This window comes from Amycolatopsis sp. NBC_00345, from assembly GCF_036116635.1.
GTDB lineage: Bacteria > Actinomycetota > Actinomycetes > Mycobacteriales > Pseudonocardiaceae > Amycolatopsis.
Genome location: NZ_CP107995.1, coordinates 9460499 through 9484328, shown reverse-complemented (window position 1 = coordinate 9484328; position 23830 = coordinate 9460499). Strand labels below are relative to the sequence as shown.

General features: G+C 69.9%; 20 protein-coding genes. 7 read left to right on the top strand and 13 right to left on the bottom strand.

The window, feature by feature from the left end:
• Positions 1–91: 91 nt before the first annotated feature.
• Positions 92–1813 (top strand): NAD+ synthase, encoded by a 1722-nt coding sequence (locus OG943_RS43320; RefSeq protein ID WP_328606667.1) that lies wholly within the window; start codon positions 92–94, stop codon positions 1811–1813.
• A gap of 277 nt (positions 1814–2090) precedes the next feature.
• On the opposite strand, the gene OG943_RS43315 is transcribed toward OG943_RS43320, so the two are convergent.
• Positions 2091–2531, bottom strand: a complete 441-nt coding sequence (locus OG943_RS43315; RefSeq protein WP_328606666.1) for a MarR family winged helix-turn-helix transcriptional regulator — start codon at positions 2529–2531, stop codon at positions 2091–2093.
• On the bottom strand, positions 2528–3175 hold the full coding sequence (locus OG943_RS43310) for an MBL fold metallo-hydrolase (protein WP_328606665.1): 648 nt from the start codon (positions 3173–3175) through the stop codon (positions 2528–2530). Before OG943_RS43310 ends, OG943_RS43315 begins: the two co-directional genes overlap by 4 nt.
• A gap of 602 nt (positions 3176–3777) precedes the next feature.
• On the opposite strand from OG943_RS43310, the gene OG943_RS43305 reads away from it, so the two are divergent.
• On the top strand, positions 3778–4311 hold the full coding sequence (locus OG943_RS43305) for a methylated-DNA--[protein]-cysteine S-methyltransferase (RefSeq protein WP_442874844.1): 534 nt from the start codon (positions 3778–3780) through the stop codon (positions 4309–4311).
• Positions 4312–4822: 511 nt separating this feature from the next.
• Here the strand turns inward: OG943_RS43305 and OG943_RS43300 are convergent.
• The 3 genes from OG943_RS43300 to lysX form a co-directional block, all read right to left on the bottom strand.
• Positions 4823–5413, bottom strand: coding sequence for a DinB family protein (locus OG943_RS43300; protein ID WP_328606664.1), 591 nt, complete (start codon positions 5411–5413; stop codon positions 4823–4825).
• A gap of 67 nt (positions 5414–5480) precedes the next feature.
• Positions 5481–6044, bottom strand: coding sequence for a hypothetical protein (locus OG943_RS43295; protein WP_328606663.1), 564 nt, complete (start codon positions 6042–6044; stop codon positions 5481–5483).
• 101 nt (positions 6045–6145) lie between these two features.
• Complete coding sequence (gene lysX, locus OG943_RS43290; RefSeq protein WP_328606662.1) at positions 6146–9469, bottom strand: bifunctional lysylphosphatidylglycerol synthetase/lysine--tRNA ligase LysX; 3324 nt, start codon at positions 9467–9469, stop codon at positions 6146–6148.
• A 248-nt stretch (positions 9470–9717) separates the two neighbouring features.
• On the opposite strand from lysX, the gene panB reads away from it, so the two are divergent.
• Positions 9718–10620, top strand: a complete 903-nt coding sequence (panB, locus tag OG943_RS43285) for a 3-methyl-2-oxobutanoate hydroxymethyltransferase (protein ID WP_328606661.1) — start codon at positions 9718–9720, stop codon at positions 10618–10620.
• 89 nt (positions 10621–10709) lie between these two features.
• On the opposite strand, the gene OG943_RS43280 is transcribed toward panB, so the two are convergent.
• Both OG943_RS43280 and OG943_RS43275 read right to left on the bottom strand, forming a co-directional pair.
• Entirely contained in the window at positions 10710–11618 is a 909-nt protein-coding gene (locus tag OG943_RS43280) for a cytochrome c oxidase assembly protein (RefSeq protein WP_442874653.1), read from the bottom strand.
• A 61-nt stretch (positions 11619–11679) separates the two neighbouring features.
• Positions 11680–12624, bottom strand: a complete 945-nt coding sequence (locus OG943_RS43275; protein ID WP_328606660.1) for an undecaprenyl-diphosphate phosphatase — start codon at positions 12622–12624, stop codon at positions 11680–11682.
• Positions 12625–12849: 225 nt separating this feature from the next.
• Between OG943_RS43275 and OG943_RS43270 the strand changes: the two genes are divergently transcribed.
• Together OG943_RS43270 and pip are read left to right on the top strand one after the other, a co-directional pair.
• A complete protein-coding gene (locus OG943_RS43270; RefSeq protein ID WP_328606659.1) occupies positions 12850–13926 on the top strand; it encodes a right-handed parallel beta-helix repeat-containing protein in 1077 nt (358 codons plus the stop codon).
• A gap of 83 nt (positions 13927–14009) precedes the next feature.
• Positions 14010–14966: a prolyl aminopeptidase gene (pip, locus tag OG943_RS43265; RefSeq protein ID WP_328606658.1), complete on the top strand. Its 957-nt coding sequence runs from the start codon at positions 14010–14012 to the stop codon at positions 14964–14966.
• Positions 14967–15024: 58 nt separating this feature from the next.
• Here the strand turns inward: pip and OG943_RS43260 are convergent, their stop codons facing one another.
• The 5 genes from OG943_RS43260 to OG943_RS43240 form a co-directional block, all read right to left on the bottom strand.
• Positions 15025–15828 carry an ABC transporter permease gene (locus OG943_RS43260; RefSeq protein ID WP_442874843.1) on the bottom strand — a complete coding sequence of 268 codons (804 nt, stop codon included), beginning with the start codon at positions 15826–15828 and terminating at the stop codon, positions 15025–15027.
• A 16-nt stretch (positions 15829–15844) separates the two neighbouring features.
• Entirely contained in the window at positions 15845–16726 is an 882-nt protein-coding gene (locus OG943_RS43255; protein ID WP_328606656.1) for an ABC transporter permease, read from the bottom strand.
• Between the two features lie 141 nt (positions 16727–16867).
• Positions 16868–18076, bottom strand: a complete 1209-nt coding sequence (locus tag OG943_RS43250; protein WP_328606655.1) for an ABC transporter substrate-binding protein — start codon at positions 18074–18076, stop codon at positions 16868–16870.
• A gap of 25 nt (positions 18077–18101) precedes the next feature.
• Positions 18102–19181: an ABC transporter ATP-binding protein gene (locus OG943_RS43245; RefSeq protein ID WP_328606654.1), complete on the bottom strand. Its 1080-nt coding sequence runs from the start codon at positions 19179–19181 to the stop codon at positions 18102–18104.
• 31 nt (positions 19182–19212) lie between these two features.
• Positions 19213–20634, bottom strand: coding sequence for a gamma-aminobutyraldehyde dehydrogenase (locus OG943_RS43240; protein WP_328606653.1), 1422 nt, complete (start codon positions 20632–20634; stop codon positions 19213–19215).
• Between the two features lie 111 nt (positions 20635–20745).
• On the opposite strand from OG943_RS43240, the gene OG943_RS43235 reads away from it, so the two are divergent.
• Entirely contained in the window at positions 20746–21483 is a 738-nt protein-coding gene (locus tag OG943_RS43235; RefSeq protein WP_328606652.1) for a FadR/GntR family transcriptional regulator, read from the top strand.
• A 129-nt stretch (positions 21484–21612) separates the two neighbouring features.
• On the top strand, positions 21613–22350 hold the full coding sequence (locus tag OG943_RS43230) for a cache domain-containing protein (protein WP_328606651.1): 738 nt from the start codon (positions 21613–21615) through the stop codon (positions 22348–22350).
• Here the strand turns inward: OG943_RS43230 and OG943_RS43225 are convergent.
• Positions 22340–23779, bottom strand: coding sequence for a PucR family transcriptional regulator (locus tag OG943_RS43225; RefSeq protein WP_328606650.1), 1440 nt, complete (start codon positions 23777–23779; stop codon positions 22340–22342). The two genes, OG943_RS43230 and OG943_RS43225, sit on opposite strands and share 11 nt — an antisense overlap.
• Between the last annotated feature and the right edge of the window lie 51 nt (positions 23780–23830).

The following is a 23830-nucleotide window of genomic DNA, read 5'->3' as shown; positions in this document are numbered from 1 at the left end:
TCTATGACGGTTCTAACCGTCATAGACACTCACAAGGCTTTTGGCCCACATTCGCTCGGCTGGGGCCGCCGCGGTGGGACAGAATGGCGGCATGCCGCAACTGCGCATCGCACTGGCCCAGGTCAACACCACCGTCGGCGACCTCGACGGGAACACCGCGCTCACCGTCGAGTGGACACGCAGGGCCGCCGAGGCCGGCGCCCACGTCGTCGTGTTCCCCGAGATGTCCCAGACCGGTTACCCGGTGGAGGACCTGACGCTGCGCCGGACGTTCGCCGACGCGTCCCGCAAGTCCGTCGAAGAACTCGCGCGCCGCCTCGACGAGGCCGGCTGCGGCGAGGTGCTGGCCTACGTCGGCTACCTCGACTTCGACGAGGTGGGCCCGCGAGACGCGGCCGCGGCGCTGTACCGCGGCGAAGTCGTGGCCCGGCAGTTCAAGCACCACCTGCCCAACTACGGCGTCTTCGACGAACACCGCTACTTCAAGCCGGGCACCGAGCTGGAGGTCGTGCGGCTGCACGGCGTCGACGTCGGCATGGTGATCTGCGAAGACGTCTGGCAGGACGGCGGGCCGATCTCCGCGCTCGGCCGCGCCGGAGTCGACCTGGTGGTGTCGCCGAACGCCTCGCCGTACGAGCGGGCCAAGGACGAGCAGCGGCTGCCGCTGGTCGCGCGCCGGGCCGCGGAGGCGGGCGCTCCGCTGGTCTACACCAACCAGGTCGGCGGCCAGGACGACCTCGTGTTCGACGGCGACTCGCTGGTCGTCGGCGCGGACGGGACGCTGCTGGCGCGCGCGCCGCAGTTCGTGGAGCACCTGCTGGTGCTGGACATGGACCTGACCGCGGGCGGCCACGCGGCCGACGGCGAACTCGCGGGCCTGCACGTCCGGCGCCGGGTGCTGAGCGAACAGGTGCTGCCGGCGTACCCGCCGCTGACCGACCCGGTGATCAGCGAACCGCTTTCCGACGAGGCCGAGGTCTGGTCGGCGCTCGTTGTGGGGCTGCGCGACTACGTGCACAAGAACGGCTTCGCGTCGGTCACCTTCGGTTTCTCCGGCGGCATCGACTCCGCCGTAGTGGCGGCGCTGGCGGCCGACGCGCTCGGCGGCGACAACGTGTACGGCGTCTCGATGCCGTCGAAGTACTCGTCCGGGCACTCGAAGGACGACGCGGCGGACCTGGCCCGGCGGATCGGCGCGCACTACCGCGTGGAATCGGTCGAGGACATGGTTTCGGTGTACGTGAACCAGCTGAAGCTGACCGGGCTGGCCGAGGAGAACATCCAGGCGCGCACCCGCGGGATGCTCCTCATGGCACTGTCCAACCTGGACGGTCACCTGGTGCTCGCGACCGGCAACAAGACCGAGCTGGCCGTCGGCTACTCGACCATGTACGGCGACGCGGTGGGGGCGTTCGCACCGATCAAGGACCTGTTCAAGACGCACGTGTGGCGGTTGGCGCGGTGGCGCAACGACGACGCGGCCAAGCGCGGCGAAACTCCGCCGATCCCGGAGAACTCGATCACCAAGCCGCCGTCCGCGGAGCTGCGCCCCGGCCAGGTGGACACCGACTCCCTGCCGGACTACGCCCTGCTCGACGACATCCTGGACGACTACGTCGAGGGCGACCGCGGGTACGCCGACCTGCTGAAGGCGGGCTTCGACCCGGAGACGATCGACCGTGTGGTGCAGATGGTCGACAAGGCGGAGTACAAGCGGCGGCAGTACCCGCCGGGCACGAAGATCACGTTCAAGGCCTTCGGGCGGGACCGGCGGTTGCCGATCACTAATTCCTGGCGGGAGCGGAAAGACTGACTGTTGGGGTGGTTGGGCTGGCTGGGTTGGTTCGGCGGTTGAGCTGAGCTGATCGGCTGGGCTGGGCTGGTCGGCGGCGGATCGGTTCGGCGGCAGCCCGAGTCGGCTGTGGACTGGGTCGGCGGCAGCGCCCAGTCGGCATGACGGGGCCAGTCGACTTTACGACGCCAGCCCCTTGACAGCGGTCAGCCCGCTTGACGGGGCCAGCCGACTTCACGACGCCGGCCCGCTTGACGGGGCCTCCCCTCGCTACGCGCGTTGGGGAGGCCCTTTTTCGTCACGGCTCCTGGCGAAGGTGACCGGTCAGCCGGGTCAGCAGCTCGACGCACCGGACCAGCTCCGTGCGCTCAGCCGGGTCGAGGGCGTCGTCGATGGCGGCGGCGAGGCGGTCCGCGCGGGCCCGGCGGTGGCTGTCGAGCCGGGCGTGTCCGGCGGGCGTGAGGTGCAGGACCACCTTGCGGCCGTCGCTCTCGTGCGGCGCGGTGCGGACGAGGCCGGCGTCGACGAGGTCCTTTACCGTCCTGGCCGCCGTCTGGTGGCGGATCTGGCGCCACTGCGCGAGTTCCGCCGTGGTGGCGGGGCCTTCGCGGTCGAGGTGGCCGAGGACGGCCGCTTCGCCGGACGGCAGCGTGTCCGTCGTCCTCGCGGCGCGGACGAGGTGCCCGACGGCCGCGCGCAGGTCCTCCGCGAGCCGGTCGCTGTCCACCGCCGCCGTCACCCCGCCAGCTCGACACTGTCACCGGCGGGGACTTCGGTGATGGCCACGCCGGTGAGGCCGTTTTCGCCCAGCAGGGTGGCGGTCGACCGGCGGCCGAGGTCGCTGAGCATCAGCTCGTGGATCTGGATGACACGCTCCGGCCGGACGGCGCGGACGAAATCGGCCGCCTCGCCCAGCTTCGTCCACGGGCCGCTGGTGGGCAGCAGCAGCGTCGACACCGGTACGCCCGGTGCGAAGTAGGCGTCGCCGGGGTGGAACAGGGAGCCGTCGACGAGGTACCCGACGTTGTCGACGAGCGGGATGTCCGGGTGGATCGCGGCGTGGCGCTCGCCGTGCACGGTGAGCCTGAAGCCGGCGGCCTCGAGGACGTCGCCGGCCACGACGGCGCGCACCCGGCCACCGTGGTCGCCGAGCTTCTCAAGGACGGACGCCGGCCCGAAGACCTGTAGCTCCGGCTGCAGCTCGAGGGCCTCGGCCACCAGGGCGTCGTCGAAGTGGTCGAAGTGCTCGTGGGTGATGAAAACGGCCCCGGCGCGGGCGACGGCGTCCTTCGCCCCAGGAGTGAGCGTGCCCGGGTCGAACACGATCGACGTGCCGTCTTTGGCCAGTTCGACGCAGGCGTGGGCGTGTTTGGTGAGGCGCACTGGGGGTCTCCTTCTCGCGGATCAATACAGCAAGACTGTACACCTTTGCTGTAGATATCGCCGAGCCTGTCCGACGCGTGGCGGGCCGCGGCGTGGGTGCGGGCGGTTTGGGGGCATGCCGTCGCGCTGGTGGCGTTTCTGTCGGTGGTGGCTCGTACGCTGGTGCGATGACGGTTGCGTTCACCGTGTTCGGCACCCCGATCGGCCCGTGCGGCGTGGCCTGGCAGGGCGAGTTGCTGGTGGGCACCACGCTCCCGGAGGGCACCGAGGCTCGCACCCGCGCTCGGCTGCGGGCCAGGTTCCCGGACGCGGTGGAGGTCCCGGTGTCGGAGATCGGCGCGGATGTGCCGGGTGGCGGGGTCTCGGCCGAGGCGGGGCGTGGGTTGGTGTCGGGGGCGGGGCGCGGGCCGGTGTCGGCGGCAGCGCGCGGGCTGGTGACGGGGGCCGAGCGCGGGCCGGTGTCGGGGGTAGGGCACGGGGGTGTGCCGGAAACAGGGCGCGAGCCGCGGCCAGAGGCAGGGCGCGAGCCGGTGACGGAGACAGCACGCGGGTCTGGGCCGGAAACAGGACACGAACCAGCGCCGGAAGCAGAGCGCAGGCCTGTGCCGGAAGGAGGACGCGAGGCGGTGCCGGGGGCGGGGCGCGGGCTGGTACCGGAGGCAGCGCCAGAGGCGGGGCGCGAACCGGCGCCGGAAGCAGAGCGCGGGTCTGCGCCGGAGGCAGGGCTCGGGTCGATGCCGGGGGTAGGGCACGGGGGTGTGCCGGATGTGGTGCGGGTGGCGGTGGAGGGGATCGTCGCGTTGTTGGGTGGGGAGCGGCGGGATTTGGTGGAGGTGGGGCTCGACCTCAGTGGGGTGCCGGAGTTCAATCGGCGGGCCTATGAGGTCGCGCGGGCGGTTTCGCCGGGGAAGACGGTGACGTATGGGGACATCGCGCATCGGCTGGGGATGCCGGGGTCGGCGCAGGCTGTTGGGCAAGCCATGGGGCACAACCCGTTTCCGATTGTCGTGCCCTGCCACCGGGTCTTGGCTGCCGGCGGGAAGGACGGCGGGTTCTCGGCGCACGGCGGCGTCCAGACCAAACGGACCATGCTCGTGATCGAAGGCGCCATCGCCGACGAGCCGACTCTGTTCTAGACAGGCTGATGCTGTTCTGGAGAAGGCGGATGCGGCTGACGTTCCAGATACGGCGAACGGAATCAGGGGGCGTGTCATGACAACCGTGTAAGTCAGAGGTGTACCAAGATCGACTCGCTGGTTTGGCGGTCGGCGCCAGAAGTGCAGGAAGCAAATCCGCAGCCGCTCAGCCTCTCGGTAACCCGACACCCCAGGCACCAGCCCTCGGTAACCCGACACCCCAGGCACCAATCCCTCGGCAATCCGACACCTCAGGGACTGGTAACCCGACCCCTGGCCTTCACACGGCAACAATCCAGGGTCCGGGGCGCGACCCGGCCCAGTCACCCCAACCCGGCGAACCCAAGCCCGGGCCGGACCGGGCCCAAGACCAGACCTGGCCCAAGTCCCATGGAACAGACCAGACTCAGCCACGGGCCACGGGCCACGGGCCACGGGCCACGGGCCACGGGCCACGGGCCACGGGCCACGGGCCACGGGCCAGAAGCAAAGCCCATCAACCAGAAACCCGTCAACCAGAAACCAGAGCACTCCGCCAAGGCTTGACCCAGTCGGTCTCCGGCCAGCCCTCCGCCGCGGCCATCAGCGGCATCGCCGTGGCCCCGTCCAGTGACTCCCGGATGATGTCCGCGTGCCCGGCATGGCGGGCCGTCTCCTCGATCAAGTGCAGGAGCACCCACCGGACCGACCAGGCGTCCACGTCCTTCGGGTACCAGGGCACTCCCTTCGGCACCGGCACCGGACGGCCCAGGTCCGGGATGCCCGCGACGACCTCTTCCGTGCGGGCGGCGATGCGGTCGTACCGGTCCAGCACCGACTCCAGCGTTTCCGACTCCCCCAACCGATAATTCTCGAAGTAGTCCGCCATGCCAGCCTCGAACGGCTTCGGCGGCAGCTGCAGCACCAGGTCGATCCAGCCGCTCTCCGTATTGGCCACGTGCTTCACCAAGCCGCCGACGCTCAGCTCGCTGGCGCTCGGCACGGCTCTCGCCTGTTCGTCCGACAATCCGTGTGCCGCTACCCGGATCACGTGGCGCTGCTGGGCCAGGAACCCCAGCAGTCCGCTGCGCTCGTCGGTCACCGGAGGGACGTTTCCAGCCATGGATGGGCCTCACTTCCAGAGGGGTCGTACCCGAACCCCAGAAGCATCCCAGCCACCACCGACAATTTCAGACGCGTCGAGGCACCGGCGCCACCACGACGTACATGACGCCGACCCCCAGCAGCACCGTCCGCACCACGAGCTGCACCCGCGTGAACAACCCCTCCAGGTGCCCCGGCCCCAAAATCCCCGCGACGAGCACCAGCGCCCACGTCACCAGCACCAGCGCCAGCCCGCCGACCGCCCACTCACGCCAGCGCGGCGGCCACCACAACACCAGGCTCAACGCGCCCGTCACGAACATGAGGTTGGCCGCCACGTCGATGACCGCCGTCCCCGGCTGGGCGGCGTCGGCCAGCATCAGGAAGCCGAACAGGCACACCGAGATCGCGCTCAGCCGGCCCGTCCAGTGCACCGGGGCCAGCCTCATCAGCGGCGGTCCGGACAGGACGAACGCGAGCCCCGCCACCCCGCGCGCGATCCGGAACACCGGGTTCGCGCCCAGCAGGTCCTCGGCCGGCCGGTCGAGCGGTGAGAGTCCGGTCGGGACGACGAACTCCAGCAACCACGCGGAATACGCCACTAGTCCGATGGCGAACAGGACCACCGCAGCGATTCGCGCAGCACGCACCCGGACACCCTAAGGGACAAAGTGCGACGTTGCTCGCGATGGTGTCACAGCCGTGATTTTCGCTCCACACCAAGGATCACGACCAGCGACCGCACCGTCACTCAGCCGTGCGGGCGCACGAACGGGAACAGCACCGTCTGCCGGACCGAGGTCCCGGTGAGCATCATCAGCAGCCGGTCGATGCCGATCCCGAGCCCGCCGGTGGGCGGCATGCCGTGCTCGAGCGCCAGCAGGAAGTCCTCGTCCAGTTCCATGGCCTCGACGTCGCCGCTCGCCGCTCGCAGCGACTGGGCCTCCAGGCGCCGCCGCTGTTCGATCGGGTCCGTCAGCTCCGTGAACGCGGTGCCGACCTCCAAGCCGAACGCGACCAGGTCCCAGCGCTCGGCCAGCAGCGGGTCGACGCGGTGCTGACGGGTCAGCGGCGACACGTCGGTCGGGTAGTCCGTGTAGAACGTCGGCAGCACAGTGGAGCCCTCGACCAGATGCTCGTACGCCTTCAGCACCAGGTCGCCGTGGCCCGCCTCCTCGGCCACCGGCACCCCGGCCGCCGCGCACAGCCGGCGCAGCTCGGCCACCGACGTCGAAGAGGTGATCTCTTCGCCCATCGCCGCGGAAATGGCCTCGTGCACCGGGATCACCGGCCAGTCACCGGAGATGTCGTGCTCGACCACGCGCCCGTCCGCGTCGATCCGGCGCACGATCTGCGCGCCGTACGCCGCTTCGGCCGTGTACTGCACCAGCTCGCGCGTGAGGTTCCGCATCGAGTTGTAGTCGCCGTACGCCTGGTACGCCTCGAGCATGGTGAACTCGGGGTTGTGTGTGGCGTCCACGCCCTCGTTGCGGAAGTTCCGGTTCAGCTCGAAAACCCGCTCCACCCCCGCCACGCACAGCCGCTTCAGATACAGCTCCGGCGCGATCCGCAGATACATCCGCATGTCATACGCGTTGATGTGCGTGACGAACGGCCGCGCGTTCGCTCCACCGTGGACAGTCTGCAACATCGGCGTCTCGACCTCGAGATAGTCACCCTGATGCAACCGCTCACGCACCGCTCGGACCACAGTGGACCGCAACCGCAACATCTGCGCCGACTCCGGATTCACCGCCAAGTCGAGATAACGCTGCCGCACCCGCGTCTCCGGATCCGTCAGCCCCTTCCGCTTGTCCGGCAACGGATGCAGGCACTTCGCCGTCACCGTCCACTCATCCACCAGCACCGACAACTCACCACGCCGCGACGTCACCACCTGACCACTCACACCGACGTGATCACCGAGGTCAATGCCACCGCGCCAGCCGGACAGGTCGAGCTCGCGTGCGTCGAGCATCAGCTGCAGCTCACCGGAGAAGTCCTTGATCCGCGCGAAACACAGCCCACCGAGGGTCCGCAGGGCGAGCACGCGGCCCGCGACGCGGACGCGGTGCCCGGTGTGCGAGTCCGGCGCCAGATCGCCGTACTTGCGCACGATGTCGCCCAGCAGGTCCTCCCGCTGGAAGCCGACCGGGTACGGGTCGACGCCCAGCTCCCGCAGCTTGTCCAGCTTCGCGACGCGCACCCGCACCTGCTCCGGCCGCCGCGTGGTCTTCGGCGCGGCCTTGGCCGAGGACTCGTCGATGCGCTTGGCCTCGGCGACGAACTCCTCCCCCACGTTCTCCAGTCGCAGCGAGCGTGACCGGCCCGTGGGCACGAAGCCCTCCAGCGCGCCGGCGACGATGCCGACGCGCGGCAGCCGGCGGGCCGAGGAGTAGCAGAGGAACCGCGGTTCCCAGTCCGGCCCGTACTTCGCGTTGGACCGGTACAGCGACTCCAGCTGGAAGAAGCGCGACGCGACGCCGAGGACGCCGCGCCACGCGCGCAGCACCGGCCCGGCGCCGATCCGCTCGCCCTCGGAGAACACCGCACGGAACATGGCGAAGTTGAGCGAAATCCGCTGCGCGCCCAGCTGCTGACCGGCCGCGACGACCTCGGCGATCATGAACTCGTTGAGCCCGTTCTCGGCGTCACGGTCCCGGCGCATCAGGTCGAGCGAGAGGCCGCGGCGTCCCCAGGGGACGAACGACAGCATCCCGCGCAGCCGGCCCTCGGCGTCGTAGGCCTCGACCATCACGCTGCGGCCGTCGCTCGGGTCGCCGAGCCGGCCCAGCGCCATGGAGAACCCGCGCTCGGTCTCCGCGCCCCGCCACTCCTGGGCGCTCGCGAGCAGCTCGGCCATCTCGTCGTCCGGGATCTCGCTGTGGCGCCGCACCCGCGAGGTGTAGCCGGCCCGTTCGATCCGCTTCACGGCCTGGCGCACGGACTTGCGCTCGGGCCCGGTCAGCGAGAACTCGCGGATGTCCAGCACGGCCTCGTCGCCGAACTCCAGCGCTTTCAGGCCCGCGGCCGCGTACACCTTGGCGCCGCGCTCGCTCGCGCCGAGCGCACCGGGCGTCCAGCCGTAGGAACGGGTCTCGTCGAGCCACGCGCGCACGGCGTCCGGCCACGCGTCGGGGTCGCCGATCGGGTCCGCGCTGGCGACGCTCGTACCGCCGAGCACGCGGTAGGTGACCGCGGCGCGGCCGTTCGGGGCGAAGACCACGCTCTTGTCGCGGCGGGTCGCGAAGTAGCCGAGGGAGTCGTCCTCGCCGAACTCCGCGAGCAGCCGGCGCAGCCGCAGCTCCTCGTCGTCCGTGCGGAGGCGACGGCTGCGTACGCCGCGGAAGAGCACGTACAGCGCGGCGGTGGCGACGAACGTCGCGCCCAGGTCCAGGAACACGTCCAGCCACTCCGGGCCCTCGCCGACGCCGATGCGCCGCAGCTGCACGTTCTCGCCGGTCGCGTGGTTGACCACCCAGGCGAACCGCTCCCAGGCGTCGCCGAGGTGGCCGGGGAACGCCTCGCTCAGCGCCCAGCCGAGCACGATCACCACGAGCAGGCCGCCGAGCAGCACCGACAGCCCGTCGCGCCAGGCCCCCGGGGCGAGCCGCGCCGGGAACGCCGGGCGCAGGACGAGCAGGAACAGGATCAGCAGGACCGAGATCACGTCGGCGATCGTGAGCACCGACACCTGCATCGGGATGTGCCGGATCTGGCGCGGGCCGAGCGAGAGCAGGCTGGGCGACCAGATCAGCACCGCCTGCATGGCCAGGGTGATCAGCAGGCCGCCGACCTGGAACAGCAGCAGCGTGTACAGCGCGGCCTTCTTGCGCCGCCGCAGCGCGCCGCCGAGCACCACCAGCAGCAGCACGATCACCAGGCTCGCGTTGGTCGGCACGCTGAGCGCGGAGAACGCCATGTCGATGCCGTTGAGCAGCCGGCCGTGGGCCCCGCCGGCGATGAGGAGGATGACCGAGAAGACGGCCGCCAGCTGCACGACGGTGGCAACCATGCCACCCGCCCTTGCCTTCCAGGCGGGGATGCGCGGGCGCGCGCTCGCAGGGGTACCCATCGTTGCCTTTCTCCGCAATGGTCGTGGTTGTCACGACGACTTCAAGGACGTCAGTGAACAGCGATTGGTTGTCTCCGGTCATCACCCGGGAGGCTGAGCCGCTGTCGTCCTCGAGGCGCAGGCCACCGCCGTGTGAAGCTGGTCGCACGGACTTGGGGGCGCCGTCGGGGCGTGTCACGCTTTGAACCGCATCTGCTCCACGACCCGGGGACCTCTTCGAGGCCCCGAGGGAAGGACGGTCGACGACGATGTCTGCCCAAAAGACCCCTGCCGACAGCATGCCCAGCGGATCCGCCGAAGAGGTGGCCGCGCCCTACGGCTCCGGTGCCGCGGCCCCCGCGCAAGCGGCGCCCGCCAAGAAGGTGCGCATCCACCACCTGCGTGAGCTGAAAGAACGCGGCGAGCCGTGGCCGATGCTCACCGCCTACGACATGTACACCGCGGAGCTGTTCGACGAGGCCGGTATCCCGGTGCTGCTCGTCGGGGACTCCGCCGCCAACAACGTGTTCGGCTACGACACCTCGCTGCCGGTGACCGTCGACGAGCTGCTGCCGCTCGTCCGCGGCGTCACGCGCTCGGTGAAGCGGGCGCTCGTGGTCGCCGACCTGCCGTTCGGCTCCTACCAGCTCTCGCCGGAACAGGCGCTGGCCACGTCGGTGCGGTTCATGAAGGAGGGCCGCGCCCACGCCGTGAAGCTCGAAGGCGGGCGCCGGTTCGCGGCCCACGTCGAGGCGCTCACTTCGGCGGGCGTGCCCGTGATGGGCCACATCGGCTTCACCCCGCAGAGCGAGCACAACCTCGGCGGCTACCGGGTGCAGGGGCGCGGTGAGGCGGCGGACGTGCTGCTCACCGACGCGCTGGCGCTGCAGGAAGCCGGGGCGTTCGCGGTGGTCATGGAGATGGTGCCGGCAGAGGCCGCCAAGCGGGTGACGCACGAGCTGAAGATACCGACTGTCGGCATCGGCGCCGGCCCGGACTGCGACGCGCAGGTGCTGGTCTGGCAGGACATGGCCGGCCTGCGCCGTGGCAAGGCGCCGCGGTTCGTGAAGCGCTACGCCGACCTGGCCGGGGTGCTGCAGGGCGCGGCGACGGCGTTCGCGGAGGACGTCCGGCGCGGCGAGTTCCCCGCCCCGGAGCACGCCTTCCACTGACCGAGTTCCGTCAAGGCCTCCTTGCCCGCGTCCCACGCGGGTAAGGAGGCCTTGACGGCGGGACAGGAGGATAGGGGTGGGAGTGGGGGTCATTGACGGCGGAACCGCTGGGCCAGCTCGGGATCGCTCTCCCACCAAAGCCCACCGGACGGGGCCTCGCCGGACTCCTCTTCTTCGTCCAGACGCTTGTCGAGCTGCTTCGCGCGCTTCTCGTCGTCTCGGGCCCAGCGGATGAACAGCGCGCCGACGAACGGCAGGCCCGCCACGTCGCCGCCGATCCACAGCACCCCGGCGCCGACGATCTGGTCGGTGCGCGGGTCCGGGCCCCAGCCCGGGTGCGCGGTCGCGTAGTGCGCGGGCGCGAGCAGCGGGCCGAGCCACAGCACGAGGCCGAGCGCGCCGTCGAAGACCACCTCGGTGAACGAGATCCACACCGACACCAGGTGCGAGCCGCCGCGCGGGGTCGGGTCGAGCTGCACCCGGCTGTAGAAGTAGAGGAACCCGGCCAGCACCAGCAGCAGGCGGACGAGCCCGCCGACGACCGGCGAGTCCAGCGACAGCTCGTACAGCGGCGTCAGGTAGATCAGCAGGAACGGCGCGATCAGCACCACGGTGACCGACGGCGGGAAGGTCAGGAACCGCGCGAAGCCGCTGCGGCCGTAGCGGCGCAGCCACGCGGCGAGGCCCGGCGACGCGGTGCGCATGAGCAGCGTGACGGGCGCGCCGAGCGCGAGCAGCAGCGGCGTCACCATCAGCAGCACGGTGTTCTGCGTGGCCCGGACCCAGAACAGCGTGGTGTCGTAGACGCCGAGGAACGAGCAGGTGACCAGCACGATCGTCGCAAGCCCGGCAAGGAACGCGGTGGTCCGGCCGGGTGACCAGACCGGCTGCCGCCGGGCGGCGGACAGGTACGCGACGGCGAGCAGGAGCACGACAAGGACGGCCGGGATGTCGATGGTCCAGGCCGTGAAGAGGGTTGCCCCGCTCAGCGGAGGCACATTCGCCGCGAGTCCGATGCCGATAGTGTCCCCTTCCCGGAATTCGGGCCGGACACCACCCTCAGAACGAGAAAAAGAGCAGGCTCCCGATTCCGGCGACCACGCAGTAGATCGCGAACGGCGTCAAGGTACGCGTTTCGAAGTATTTCGTCAGAAAACGGACAGCGATATACGACGCAACGCCCGCGACAAGGCTTCCGACGAGCGCCGGGCCGAGCGACGGGCTGTTCTCCGGGGTGAACAGCGACGGCAGCTTCAGCACGCCCGCGGCGAGGATCACCGGCGTCGCGAGCAGCCACGCGAAGCGCGCCGCGTCCTCGTGCCCGAGGCCCCGGCGCAGGCCCGCGACCATCGTGATGCCGGACCGGCTGATGCCCGGCAGCAGCGCGAGGATCTGGGCCGAGCCGATCAGCACCGCCTCGCCGACACCGAGCTTCGCCAGCCGCGCGTCGGTGGCCTCCTCGACGGTGACCGCGCGCATCACGAGCGTCTCCTCCGCCGAGAAGTCGATCGTCTCTTCCGACCGTCGGGCTGGGGTTTTCGCCGACGACTTCGGCCGGGAGAAGCGCTCGGCGGCGAGCAGCACCCCGCCGTTGAGGGCGAGGAAGATCGCCGACGGCACGGGCTTGCCGAGGAAGTCCCGCAGCACGCTTTCGAGCAGCAGGCCGGCGATGCCGACCGGGATCGTGGCGAGCACGAGCAGCCACGCGAGGCGCTGGTCCGGCGTGCGCACTTCGCGGTGGCGGATCGACGTCCAGAAGCCGCCGATGATCCGCACCCAGTCACGCCGGAAGAACAGCACGAGGGCGAGCGCGGTGGCCACGTGCATCGCGACGAGCACGGCGAGATAAGGCGAGTCCTTGCCGATGCTCAGGTCCCGCTGCCAGGAGCCGCCGATCAGCGCGGGCAGCAGGATGCTGTGCCCGAGACTGGACACCGGAAACAATTCCGACACGCCTTGCAGGGCGCCGACGACGATCGCCTCGACATAGGTAACCGCGGACATTCGCAAAGCCTTTCTCGGCGCCGTTCCGGGTCGATCCGGGGAATTACCGAAAAGCCAACCATGGCCGGGTTAACAACGGGCAAAAGTGCGAAGACGACCGGACTCGGCCCAGTTCGTTCACGTATATGAACATCAATCATGTCCTTGACTGGCGTTCGGGCCTTGGCTTAGCGTCTACGCCATCGCCGCACACCACGAAGTTCAGCCCTCGACGAGGAGGACGAGATGCGTGTACGTGAGCGGGTTCTGGCTGTGGCGGCCGGAGCCGCCGCACTGCTCGCCCTGGCCACACCCAGCGCTTCCGGCGCGACCGTGTCGGTCTCGACGTCCGCGGAACTGAAGTCGGCGCTGGCGGCGGCGACCCCCGGCACGACGATCCAGCTGGCCGCGGACACCACGTTCACCGGCAACTTCAAGGCCGCGGTCAACGGCACCGCGGCCGACCGCATCACGCTGACCGGCCCGCGCAGCGCGGTGCTGACGGCGTCCGGCGGCCGCGGGCTCGAGCTGACCGGCAGCTACTGGACGATCTCGGGCTTCACCATCACCGGCGCCCAGTTGGGCCTGATGGCGCTCGGCGTCCACGACACGCTGGTGGACGGCCTGAAGGTCACCGGCGTCGACAACGAGGGCATCCACTTCCAGTACACGAGCAGCGACAACGTCGTGCAGAACTCGGAGATCTCCGACACCGGCAAGGACAACGGCGGCTTCGGCGAGGGCATCTACTTCGGCTCCGCGAACAGCAACTGGCCCGACGGCCAGCCCGACCACAGCGACCGCAACAAGGCGCTGAACAACAAGATCGGGCCGGACGTGCGCGCCGAGTCGATCGATGTCAAGGAGGGCACTACCGGCGGCGAGCTGCGCGGCAACACTTTCGACGGAACCGGCCAGAGCGGCGAGACTGTGCCGTTCGTTACTAATCCGACTACAGCCACGGCGGAAACGGGTCCCTACAAGCAGATCGGCTGCAGCCCGTATCCGCCTGCCTCCGGTCGGATCAGTAACTGCGCCGACAGCTGGGTCGACGTGAAGGGCAACGGCTACCTGGTCACCGGCAACAAGGGCAGCAAGGTCTTCATGCACGACGCCACCTACGGCGCGTTCGAGGTCCACGTGCAGGTCGACGGCTGGGGCCAGGACAACACCTTTTCGGACAACACCGCCGACGTGCAGGCGCCCTCGGCCTACGGCTTCTACGTCGTGGCCGCCGCGCAGGGGAACAAGGTCTGCGCGAGCAACACCGTGACGGGTGCCGGAAAGGGATTCGCGAACGTGGCGGCCGCTCAAGGCTGCTAGCGCGACCACAGACTGGGGGCCCGCTCAGCCCGGCGGCGGGGGCGGGCCCCCACCTTCTTCCCCATTCCGGCAGAGTGTCCGCCATGGACGACGATCTCTACCCGCCGCTCCCGGTGCGCGCCGACGGAATGCTCGACGTCGGCGACGGGCACCGGATCTACTGCCAGGACGCGGGAAACCCGGACGGCAAGCCGGTCGTCGTGCTGCACGGCGGGCCGGGCAGCGGGATCGCGTCGATGGCGCGCCGGCACTTCGACCCGGACGCCTACCGGATCATCCTGTTCGACCAGCGCGGCGCCGGCCGCAGCACGCCGAACATCGGCGACCCGGACGTGGACCTGACCACGAACACGCTGTGGCACCTGGTGTCCGACATGGAACTGCTGCGCGAACGGCTGAACATCGAGCGCTGGCAGCTGTTCGGCGGCTCGTGGGGCTCGACGCTCGCGCTGGCGTACGCGCAGACGCATCCGTCGCGGGTCTCGGAGATCGTGCTGCGCGGCGTTTTCACGGTGCGAAGCAGCGAGCTGGACTGGATCTACCGCGGCGGCGCGGCGAACCTGTTCCCGGCCGAGTGGGAGGAGTTCCTGGCGCCGCTGCCGGAATCACTCCGCGCCGACCCGCTGGCCGGCTACGGCGAGCTGCTCGCCTCCGACGACCGCGCGGTCCGCGAACGCGCCGCGATCGCCTGGAGCGTCTGGGAAGGCGCGACGGTCGCCCTGCTGCCACAGGAGGCGTTCCGCAACCAGTACGCCAGCCCGGCTTTCGCGTTGACCTTCGCGCGCCTCGCCGTGCACTACTTCAGCCACGGCGCCTGGCTCGAAGAAGGCCAGCTGATCCGCGACGCGGGCCGCCTCGCCGACATCCCGGGCGTCCTGGTGCAGGGCCGGTACGACTCGGTCTGCCCGCCCGTCACGGCCTACCAGCTGCACCGCGCGTGGCCGGGCTCCTCCCTGCAGCTCACCGAAGGCGCCGGCCACGCGGTGAACGACCCCGGGATCCTGGCCGCCCTGCGCGCGGCGACGGACGGATTCCGTTGACCGCCCAGGGCTCGTGAGTGTTTATGACGGTTAGAACCGGCATAAACACTCACGAGTCCTAAATCCGGCCGCCGCTGGAACTGTCGCCACCCGACAGCCTCTGGGCGAAATACACCGGCACAGTCGAGACGACGATCAGCACCGCCGCCACCACGTTCACCACCGGGGCCTGGTTGGGGCGGAACAGGTTGTCGTAGATCCAGATCGGCAGCGTCTCCAGGCCGGTGCCGAGCGTGAACGTGGTCACGATGATCTCGTCGAACGACAGGGCGAACGCCAGCAGCCCGCCGGCCAGCAGGGCCGAGCGCAGCATCGGGAACGTGACCAGGCGGAACGTCGTGACGCCGTCGGCGCCGAGGTCCATCGACGCCTCTTCGAGGTTGCCGCCCATCCGGCGCAGCCGCGCGACCACGTTGTTGAACACCACCACGATGCAGAACGTCGAGTGCGCGATGATCGCCGTGAGCAGGCCGAGGTCGATGCCGAGGATGGTGCGGAACGCGTTGTTCAGCGCGATGCCGGTGACGATGCCGGGCAGCGCGATCGGCAGCACGATCAGCAGCGAGACCGAGTTCCGCCCGAAGAACCGGTAGCGCTGCAGGGCGAACGCGGCCATCGTGCCCAGCACCAGCGCGATCGCGGTGGCCGCGAGGCCGGCCTCGACGCTGGTCCACAGCGCGCGCAGCGCACCCTCGTTCGTCACCGCGCGGCCCCACCACTCCAGGGTGAAGCTCTTCGGCGGCCAGCCGAACGTGGTGTCCGAGTTCACCGAGTTCAGCAGCACCACCAGCAGCGGGAAGTAGATCACCGCGAACCCGGCCCCGAGCGCCGTCCACAGCAGCACCCTGGCGGTCTTCGACATCCGCACGGGGAGCCTCCTAGAGATTGTCCAGCGCGCCGGTGCGGCGCACGACGGCCAAGTACACGAGCATGATCACGACCGGCACGGTGGCCACGGTCGCCGCGAACGGCAGGTTGTTGGCCGCGCCGATGTTGTCGTAGACGACGTTGCCGAGCATCTGCGACGTGCCGCCGACGATCTTCACCGCGATGTAGTCGCCGAGCGACAGGGAAAACGTGAAGATCGAGCCCGCGACGATCGCCGGGAAGGTCAGCGGCAGGATCACCGAGCGGAACGTGCGGAACGACTTCGCGCCGAGGTCGCTGGAGGCGTCCACCAGCGAGTCGGGCAGCCGCTCGAGCCCGGCGTAGATCGGCAGGATCATGTACGGCAGCCAGAGGTAGGACAGCGTGATCACGGTGGCCGCGACGCCGTACCCGGGTCCGGAGAGGCCGAACGGGTCGAGCAGCCAGTTGATCGCGCCGTTGCCCGAAAGCAGCGTCCGCCAGGCGTACGCCTTCACCAGGTAGCTGGCCCACAGCGGCGTCATCACGGCGATCACCAGGATCCGCTGCGCGCGCGGGGAGGCGAGCTTGGCCATGGCGAACGCCATCGGGAACGCGATCACCGCGTCCACCACCGTGACCAGCGCCGCGATGCCCACGGTCCGCAGCGTGATCGTGCGGTACACCGAGTCGCTGAACAGCGTGACGAAGTTGTCGAACGACCAGCTCGTGACCACCTGGCCGGTGAACACGTCGGTCGACCAGAAGGCCGTGATGAACAGCGCGGCGAGCGCGCCGAGGTAGGCCAGGCCGAGCCACAGCAGCGGTGCCGAAAGCAGAATGGCCAGGCGCAGCCGGGGTTTGCGGAAGAAGAAGGCCGAAGCTCGGCGGCTCGGCGGGCTCACGGCGGTCATGTCGGGCACCTTCGGGGCACGCTAGCGGGAAGGGGGGTCCGGGGGCGGCAGACGAGGGGGGAGGGTGCCTGCCGCCCCCGGAGTCAGGGGGCTTGTGAGTGTTTATGACGGTTCTAACCGTCCTAAACACTCACAAGGGGGTCAGCCCTTGATCTCGGTCCAGGCACGGGTCCAGTCGCCGTAGTCCTTGCACTTGACGTCCGTGCGGCCGTCGAGGCACTGCGGGATCGGCGTGGTCCAGTACTGGATCTTGGCGGCGTACGCGGCGTCGTTCGCGTGGTAGGTGTCGCACAGCGACTTGTCCTTGAACTCGGCGCAGGCCTTGCTGTTCGCCGGCGCCTCACCGAAGTACTCGGCGACCTGGGCGTTCACCTTCGGGCTGACGATGTAGTCCATCCACTTGTACGCACACGTCTTGTGCTGCGACTTCGCGGCCACCATCCAGGTGTCCGACCAGCCCGTAGCGCCCTCGCTCGGCACCGCCGACTGCAGCGGCGCACCCTCGCTCTTGGCCAGGTTGACCGTCACCTGCCAGGCGGTGCCGATCACGCCGTCGCCGTTCTTGAGCGACTGCGTCTCCTTCAGGTAGTCCGCCCAGTACTCCTCGACCTGCGGGCGCTGCTTCTTGAGCAGGTCCACCGCGGCGTTGAACTGCTTGTCGTCCAAGGCGTACGGGTTCTTGATGCCCAGGTCCGGCTGGTGCGCCATCAGGTAGACCGCGGCGTCGGCGATGTAGATCGGGGAGTCGTAGGCGATGATCTTGCCCTTGTACGGCGAGTTCGGGTCGAACATCGCCGACCACGAGGTGGGCGCCGGGTTCACCTTGTCGGTGCGCCAGGTCAGCACGTTCGCGCCCCAGCCGTGCGGGATGCCGTAGGCGACGTTGTTGACGCTGTTCCACGACTTGTTCTTCAGGAACGGGTAGATGTCGTTGTAGTTCGGCACGAGCGCGGTGTTCACCGGCTCCACGTCACCCGAAGCGACCAGCCGCAGCGACGCGTCGCCCGAAGCCGACACGACGTCGTACTGCCCGGTCTTCATCAGCGTCACGGCCTCGTCGGACGTGCCGAACGGCTTGACGTTGACCTTGCAGCCGGTCTGCTGTTCGAACGGCGTGACCCAGTTGACCTTCGGGTCGTTCGAGCCGTTTTCCGCGTAACCAGGCCACGCCAGCACGTTCAGCTGGCCTTCCGGCTGGCCGAGCTCGGTGAGGGCGGACAGCTTCGGCGGGGTGAACCCCTGCGCGCCCGGCGCCGATCCCGAGGAGGAACTGTTACTGGCCGTGCCGCAGGCCGCGAGCAGGAGGCTCACGCCGCACAAGCCAACGAGCAGCGTCTTCCTGTTCTTCATGTCGAGAGAAACCTTCCCGTGAGGACTAACCGGCTTCGGGGACCCGGAAACTGTGTTCGCGGCGCCAGCTCAGCCGAACCCGGCCATCGGCGAACTCGGTCGGATCACTGGTGTTCTGGCGGACAACGGACAACTGGCCCCCCGCGTCGAGCGCGACAGCGTAGCGCACTGTGGACCCGGCGTATACGACATCCGTGACGATTCCGGTCGCGCTCGTCTCGCCGGGACCCGCTGGTGAAGCCAGGTTTCCGTCGATGGTGATCTTCTCCGGCCGGATGCTGTAAACACCCGGACGGCCGATCACCGCCTCCGCTCCGCGGCCACTGAGCAGGTTGGACGTGCCGACGAAACCGGCCACGAACGCGGTCGCCGGCTTCTCGTACACCTCCACGGGGGTGCCGACCTGCTCGATCCGCCCGGCGTTGAACACCGCGATGCGGTCGCTCATCGTCAGGGCCTCGTCCTGGTCGTGCGTCACGAAGACGAACGTGATGCCGACTTCGCGCTGGATCTGTTTCAGCTCGACTTGCATCGCTTGACGCAGTTTGAGATCCAACGCGCCCAAGGGCTCGTCAAGCAATAACACTTTCGGGCGATTTACCAAGGCGCGGGCGAGCGCGACCCGCTGACGCTGGCCGCCGGAGAGCTGTGACGGCTTCCGCCGCCCGTACTCCTCCAGCCGCACCGTGCGCAGCGCTTCTTCCGCGCGACGGTGGCGCTCGGCCTTGCCGACGCCCTTCACTCGCAGGCCGTACTCGACGTTCTGCTGCACGGACATGTGCGGGAAGAGCGCGTAGTCCTGGAAAACCGTGTTCACGTCACGGTCGAACGGCGCGAGCCGGCTGACGTCGCGGCCGTCCAGCTCGATGCCGCCCGCGGTGGGCAGTTCGAACCCGGCGATCAACCGCAGCACGGTCGTCTTCCCGGAGCCGGACGGGCCGAGCATCGAGAAGAACTCGCCGGGCGGGATGTCGAGGTCGACGCCGTCGACCGCGCGAACTTCGGCGAAGTGCTTCTGCAGTCCGGTGAGCCGGATCGCCGGGCCGGTTCCCGGGGTCCGCGCGGCACCGGCGCGGGGGGCCGTCGAGGGGGCTTGGTGGGGCATGGCGGGCCTTTCGGCGTCGTTCCGGTCTCGGTTACAGCGCGCTCATCACGTGCTTGACGCGGGTGTAGTCCTCGAGGCCGTAGAGCGAGAGATCCTTGCCGTAGCCCGACTTCTTGAACCCGCCGTGCGGCATCTCGGCGACCAGCGGGATGTGGGTGTTGATCCACACGCAGCCGAAGTCGAGCTTGGCCGACACCCGCATGGCCCGCTGGTGGTCCTTGGTCCACACCGAGGACGCCAGCCCGTACGGCACGCCGTTCGCGGCCTTCACCGCGTCGGCCTCGTCGGTGAACCGCTGCACGGTGATGACCGGGCCGAACACCTCGTTCTGCGTGATCTCGTCGTCCTGCGTGACGCCGGAAACCACGGTGGCCTCGTAGAAGTAGCCCTCGTCGCCGGCCCGTCGCCCTCCACAGTGGACGGTGGCGTGCTCGGGCAGGCGGTCCACGAAGCCGGACACCTTTTCCAGCTGCGCGGCGTTGTTCAGCGGGCCATAGGCGACGGTGTCGTCGTCCGGCAGACCGGTCTTGGTCGCCTCGGCCTGGCGGGTGAGCGCGGCGATGAAGGTGTCGTGCACGTCGTCGGAGACGAGCACGCGGGTGGCGGCGGTGCAGTCCTGGCCGCCGTTGAAGTAGCCGGCCATCGCGATCGTCTCGGCCGCGAGGTCGAGGTCGGCGTCTTCGAAGACGAGCACCGGGGCCTTGCCGCCGAGCTCGAGGTGCACGCGCTTGACGTCGCGGGCCGCGGCGGCGGCCACCTCGATGCCCGCGCGGACGGAGCCGGTGATCGACACCATCGCCGGGATCTCGTGCTCCACCAGCGCGCGGCCGGTGTCGCGGTCGCCGCACACGACGTTGAACACGCCCGGAGGCAGGAACTCGCCGCAGATCTCGGCGAGCAGCAGCGTCGACGCGGGTGTGGTGTCGGATGGCTTGAGCACGATCGTGTTCCCCGCCGCCAACGCGGGCGCGATCTTCCAGATGGCCATCAGCAGCGGGTAGTTCCACGGCGTCACCTGGGCGCAGACGCCCACCGGCTCGCGGCGGATGAAGGACGTGTGGCCCTCCATGTACTCCCCCGCCGACCGGCCTTCCAGCACCCGCGCGGCGCCGGCGAAGAAGCGCAGCTGGTCGACGATCATCGGCAGCTCCTCCGACATCGTCAGCGCCACCGGCTTCCCGGTGTTCGCGGACTCGACGCGGATGATCTCCTCCCCGCGGGCCTCGACGGCGTCGGCGATCTTCAGCAACGCGAGCTGGCGCTGGGCCGGAGTGGTCTCCCGCCAGCTCTCGAACGCCTCCGCGGCGGCCTTCAGCGCGCGGTCGACGTCCTCGGCGCCGGCCACCGGAGCGGTGCAGTACGGGCGCCCGGTCACCGGATCGATGATCTCGGCGACCTCGCCGGACAGGGAGTCGACGAACTTCCCGCCGACGTAGTGCTTCAATTCCTGCACGCGTACGCCTCCTGACTCTCCGTGGCAGGCTGAAACATATAACTCCATATTTCAAATCACAAGACTTTGGGGCAGGATTGACTCAATCGCAGGTGCGAGACGGGTGGACTCATGCGCAAGGAGATGCCGCACAACGCGCGACTGGCCATGTTCGCGCCGCTGGACCAGCTCGGCCGGGCTGAGGCGGTGGCGGCGCGGCTGCTGGACGCCATCACCCTCGGCCTGCTCGACGACGCCGAGCAGCTGCCGAGCGAGGTCGAGCTGGCCGCGCAGTTCCGCGTCTCCACGGTCACGGTGCGAGAGGCGCTCGCGGTCCTGCGCCACCAGGGGCTGGTCGAGACGCGCCGCGGACGGGGCGGCGGCAGCTTCGTGCGCACACCCGCGTGGCCGGCGCCGAGTTCGTGGGCCGAGCGCCTGCGCCTGGTCTCGCTCGCGGACCTGCGCGACTTCGGCGACCACTACCTCGCCGTCGCCGGCTCCGCGGCCAAGCTCGCCGCCGAGCGCAGCTCCCCTGAGGACCTCGAACGGCTGCGGCTGGCCGGCGAGGACCTGCTCGACGCCGCCGGGCCTGACGCGACGCGCGCCGAGCGGCACTTCCACCTGGAGGTGGCGGCGGCCGCGCAGTCGCCGCGGCTCACCAACCAGGAAGTTCAGTTGCAGGGCGAACGCGGGGGGTTGCTCTGGGTGCCCCTCGGCGGCGAGGAGGGTTCCCAGCAGGCCTACGCTGAGCACCGCGCGATCGTCACGGCGATCGCCGCCGCGGACGGCGACCTGGCCAGGAAGCTCACCGAGGAACACATACTGGGCGCACTGGACCGGCTAGCCGATCTGCACTTACAGTGCCAATAGATACCAAACCGACCGGAAGCAAGCAGTTCGTGCCACTATGTCACCTGTCCCGGTCGGCTTGCTTCCGGCCTTTTTGGTATGTCTCGAAACGCCGTAAGCTCTGATGACCCCGCATCCGAGGTGAGCATGGTGAACGACACCCCAACGCTGACCGGCGATGAAGTCGTGGCCCAGGTATCTGCGCTGGTGGAAGAAATCTTCGAGCGCCTGAAGCCGGTGCTGGCCGCCGCCGAGTCCCTGCTCGCCGAGCCGGACGGCTCGACGTCGGCTGCCCTGCACCGCATCCGGCCGCAGGTCATCGAGGCCCTCGGCGGCCTGGTCATCGGCGCCGGCTTCGTCAGCGCGCCACACGTGCTGTCCGACCAGGAGTTCGGCTTCGAGTGGTGGACCAGCGCCGCCGAAGAGGGCGAGCCGCCGGAGCAGCTGTTCATTTCCCTTGACCCGGACAGCGAGAACTTCCTCGACTACACGCGCCAATCGTGGTTCACGGTGCCGCGCGACAGCGGTCGACGGCACATCAACGGCCCGTACGTCGACTACCTCTGCACCGACGAGTACACGCTCACCTTCACGCTGCCGGTCGAGCGAGAGGGCTTCGCCGGCGTTGTCGGCGCGGACGTGTACGTGCGCGAGTTCGAGCGCACGGTGCGTCGTCGGCTGCGGTCGCTCGGCCGCGAGGCGGCGCTGCTGAACGCGCAGGGCCGGGTGATCGTGTCCAACAGCGTCCGGCAGGCGACGGGCTCGCTGGTGCGGGCGGTCGACGTGCCGGCCTGGTGGGCTTCCGGCGCCGAGCCGTACACCACCGACGGCGGCCTGACCCTGCGCCGCTGCGGGGACTCGCCGATCGCGCTGCTCGTCACGACCTGACCTGCAGCGCCAGCCAGAGTTCGGCGCGTACGCCGGGCGAGTCGAGGTCCCGGCCGAGCAGCTCGCCCGCCTTCGTCACGCGGTTGCGCAGCGTGTGCCGGTGCACGCCGAGCTTCGTCGCGGCGAGGTCCCAGTGGCCGTGGTGTTCGAGCCAGCCGCGCAACGACGTCTCCAGGTCCCCGCGGCCGGTCGCGTCGAAGGCGCGCAGCGGGGCGAGCAGTTGCGCCGAAAACGCTTGCGCCGCTTCGGGTTCCAGCAGTCCGAGCAGTCCACGGCCGGCATGGTCGGCGTAGCGGACGAGCGGGACGCCGGTGGTGCGCGCGGCGGCGGCCGCCTCGCCCGCCTGGTGCAGGGCAGTGGCGAAACCGTCCGCCTCGGCGACGCCCACGTGGAACTCGCCGACGCCCTGGGCCGCGGTCACCACTCGGTCCACGTCGTCGGTCACCGCGACCAGCAGCGCGTCGCGGTGGGCGAAGAACACTTGCCCCGCAACGGTTTCGAGCCGGTCGTACAGCACGTTGCGTTGGCCTTTCGCGCCGGACAGGGCGAGCACCGTCCACGGCCGTGGCGGCACCTCCTGCACGGTGCGCAGGACGTCCAGCGCGAGGTCCTCCTGCCCTGCCACCAGCAGCTCCAGCAGGCCGGTGCGCAGCCGGGACAGCGCGGCGTGCTGGGCGCGATCCTGTTCCAGGGCAAGGGAAAGCAGCGAGACGGCGGTGTTGACGATGTGCCGCCCCGGCGCGTCGAGCGGCTCCTTTCGCCCGACCGCCAGCGCACCGCGCGTGTGCAGGGTCTGGAGCACGACCTCGTCGTCGCCGAGCGGCACCACACGGGTGCCCGCGCGAAGCCCGGCGACGTCAAGGCGTTCGCCGTGCGCGCGGGCGGCGGCGGGCGCGGCCTCGGTCACCCGGCCGGCGGAGTCGAACAGCACCACCCAGGCGTCGACGAGCCGCGCCAGCCGGCGGACCACGCCCCCGGCGCCGCCCTTGCCGACCGCCGTCCGGGTCAGTTCCTGCTGAGCCCGGCCGACTCGGACGGTGGCGGCGTACTCGTCGGCGGCCACCGCGCGCGAGACGGCCCGGGTGATCGCGATGAACGGCGTCTTCCGCGGCACTTCGAGCACGGGCAGGCCAACCTCGTCCGCCGTGGTCACCAGCGCTTCGGGCACGCGCGCGTGGCTCAGCCCGACGCCGAAGCCGAGGCCCGCGACACCTGCTTCGACAAGGCGTCGGACGTACGCCGCCGAGGTCGCTTCGTCCAGCGCGAGGCCGGTGGTCAGCAGCAGCTCGCCGCCTTCGAGGAACGCCTGCGGGTCGGTCAGCTCGGTGGGGTGCACCCAGCCGATCGGCCGCTCCAGCGCCGCGGCCCCGGCGACCACCCGCAGGCCTAGCGGCCGCTCGTCGGCCAGCGCGCGCAAGGTCAGTGCCATAACGGCCAACTCTACCGGCGAAATTGGCCAACTCGGCCACCTGACTCCGCC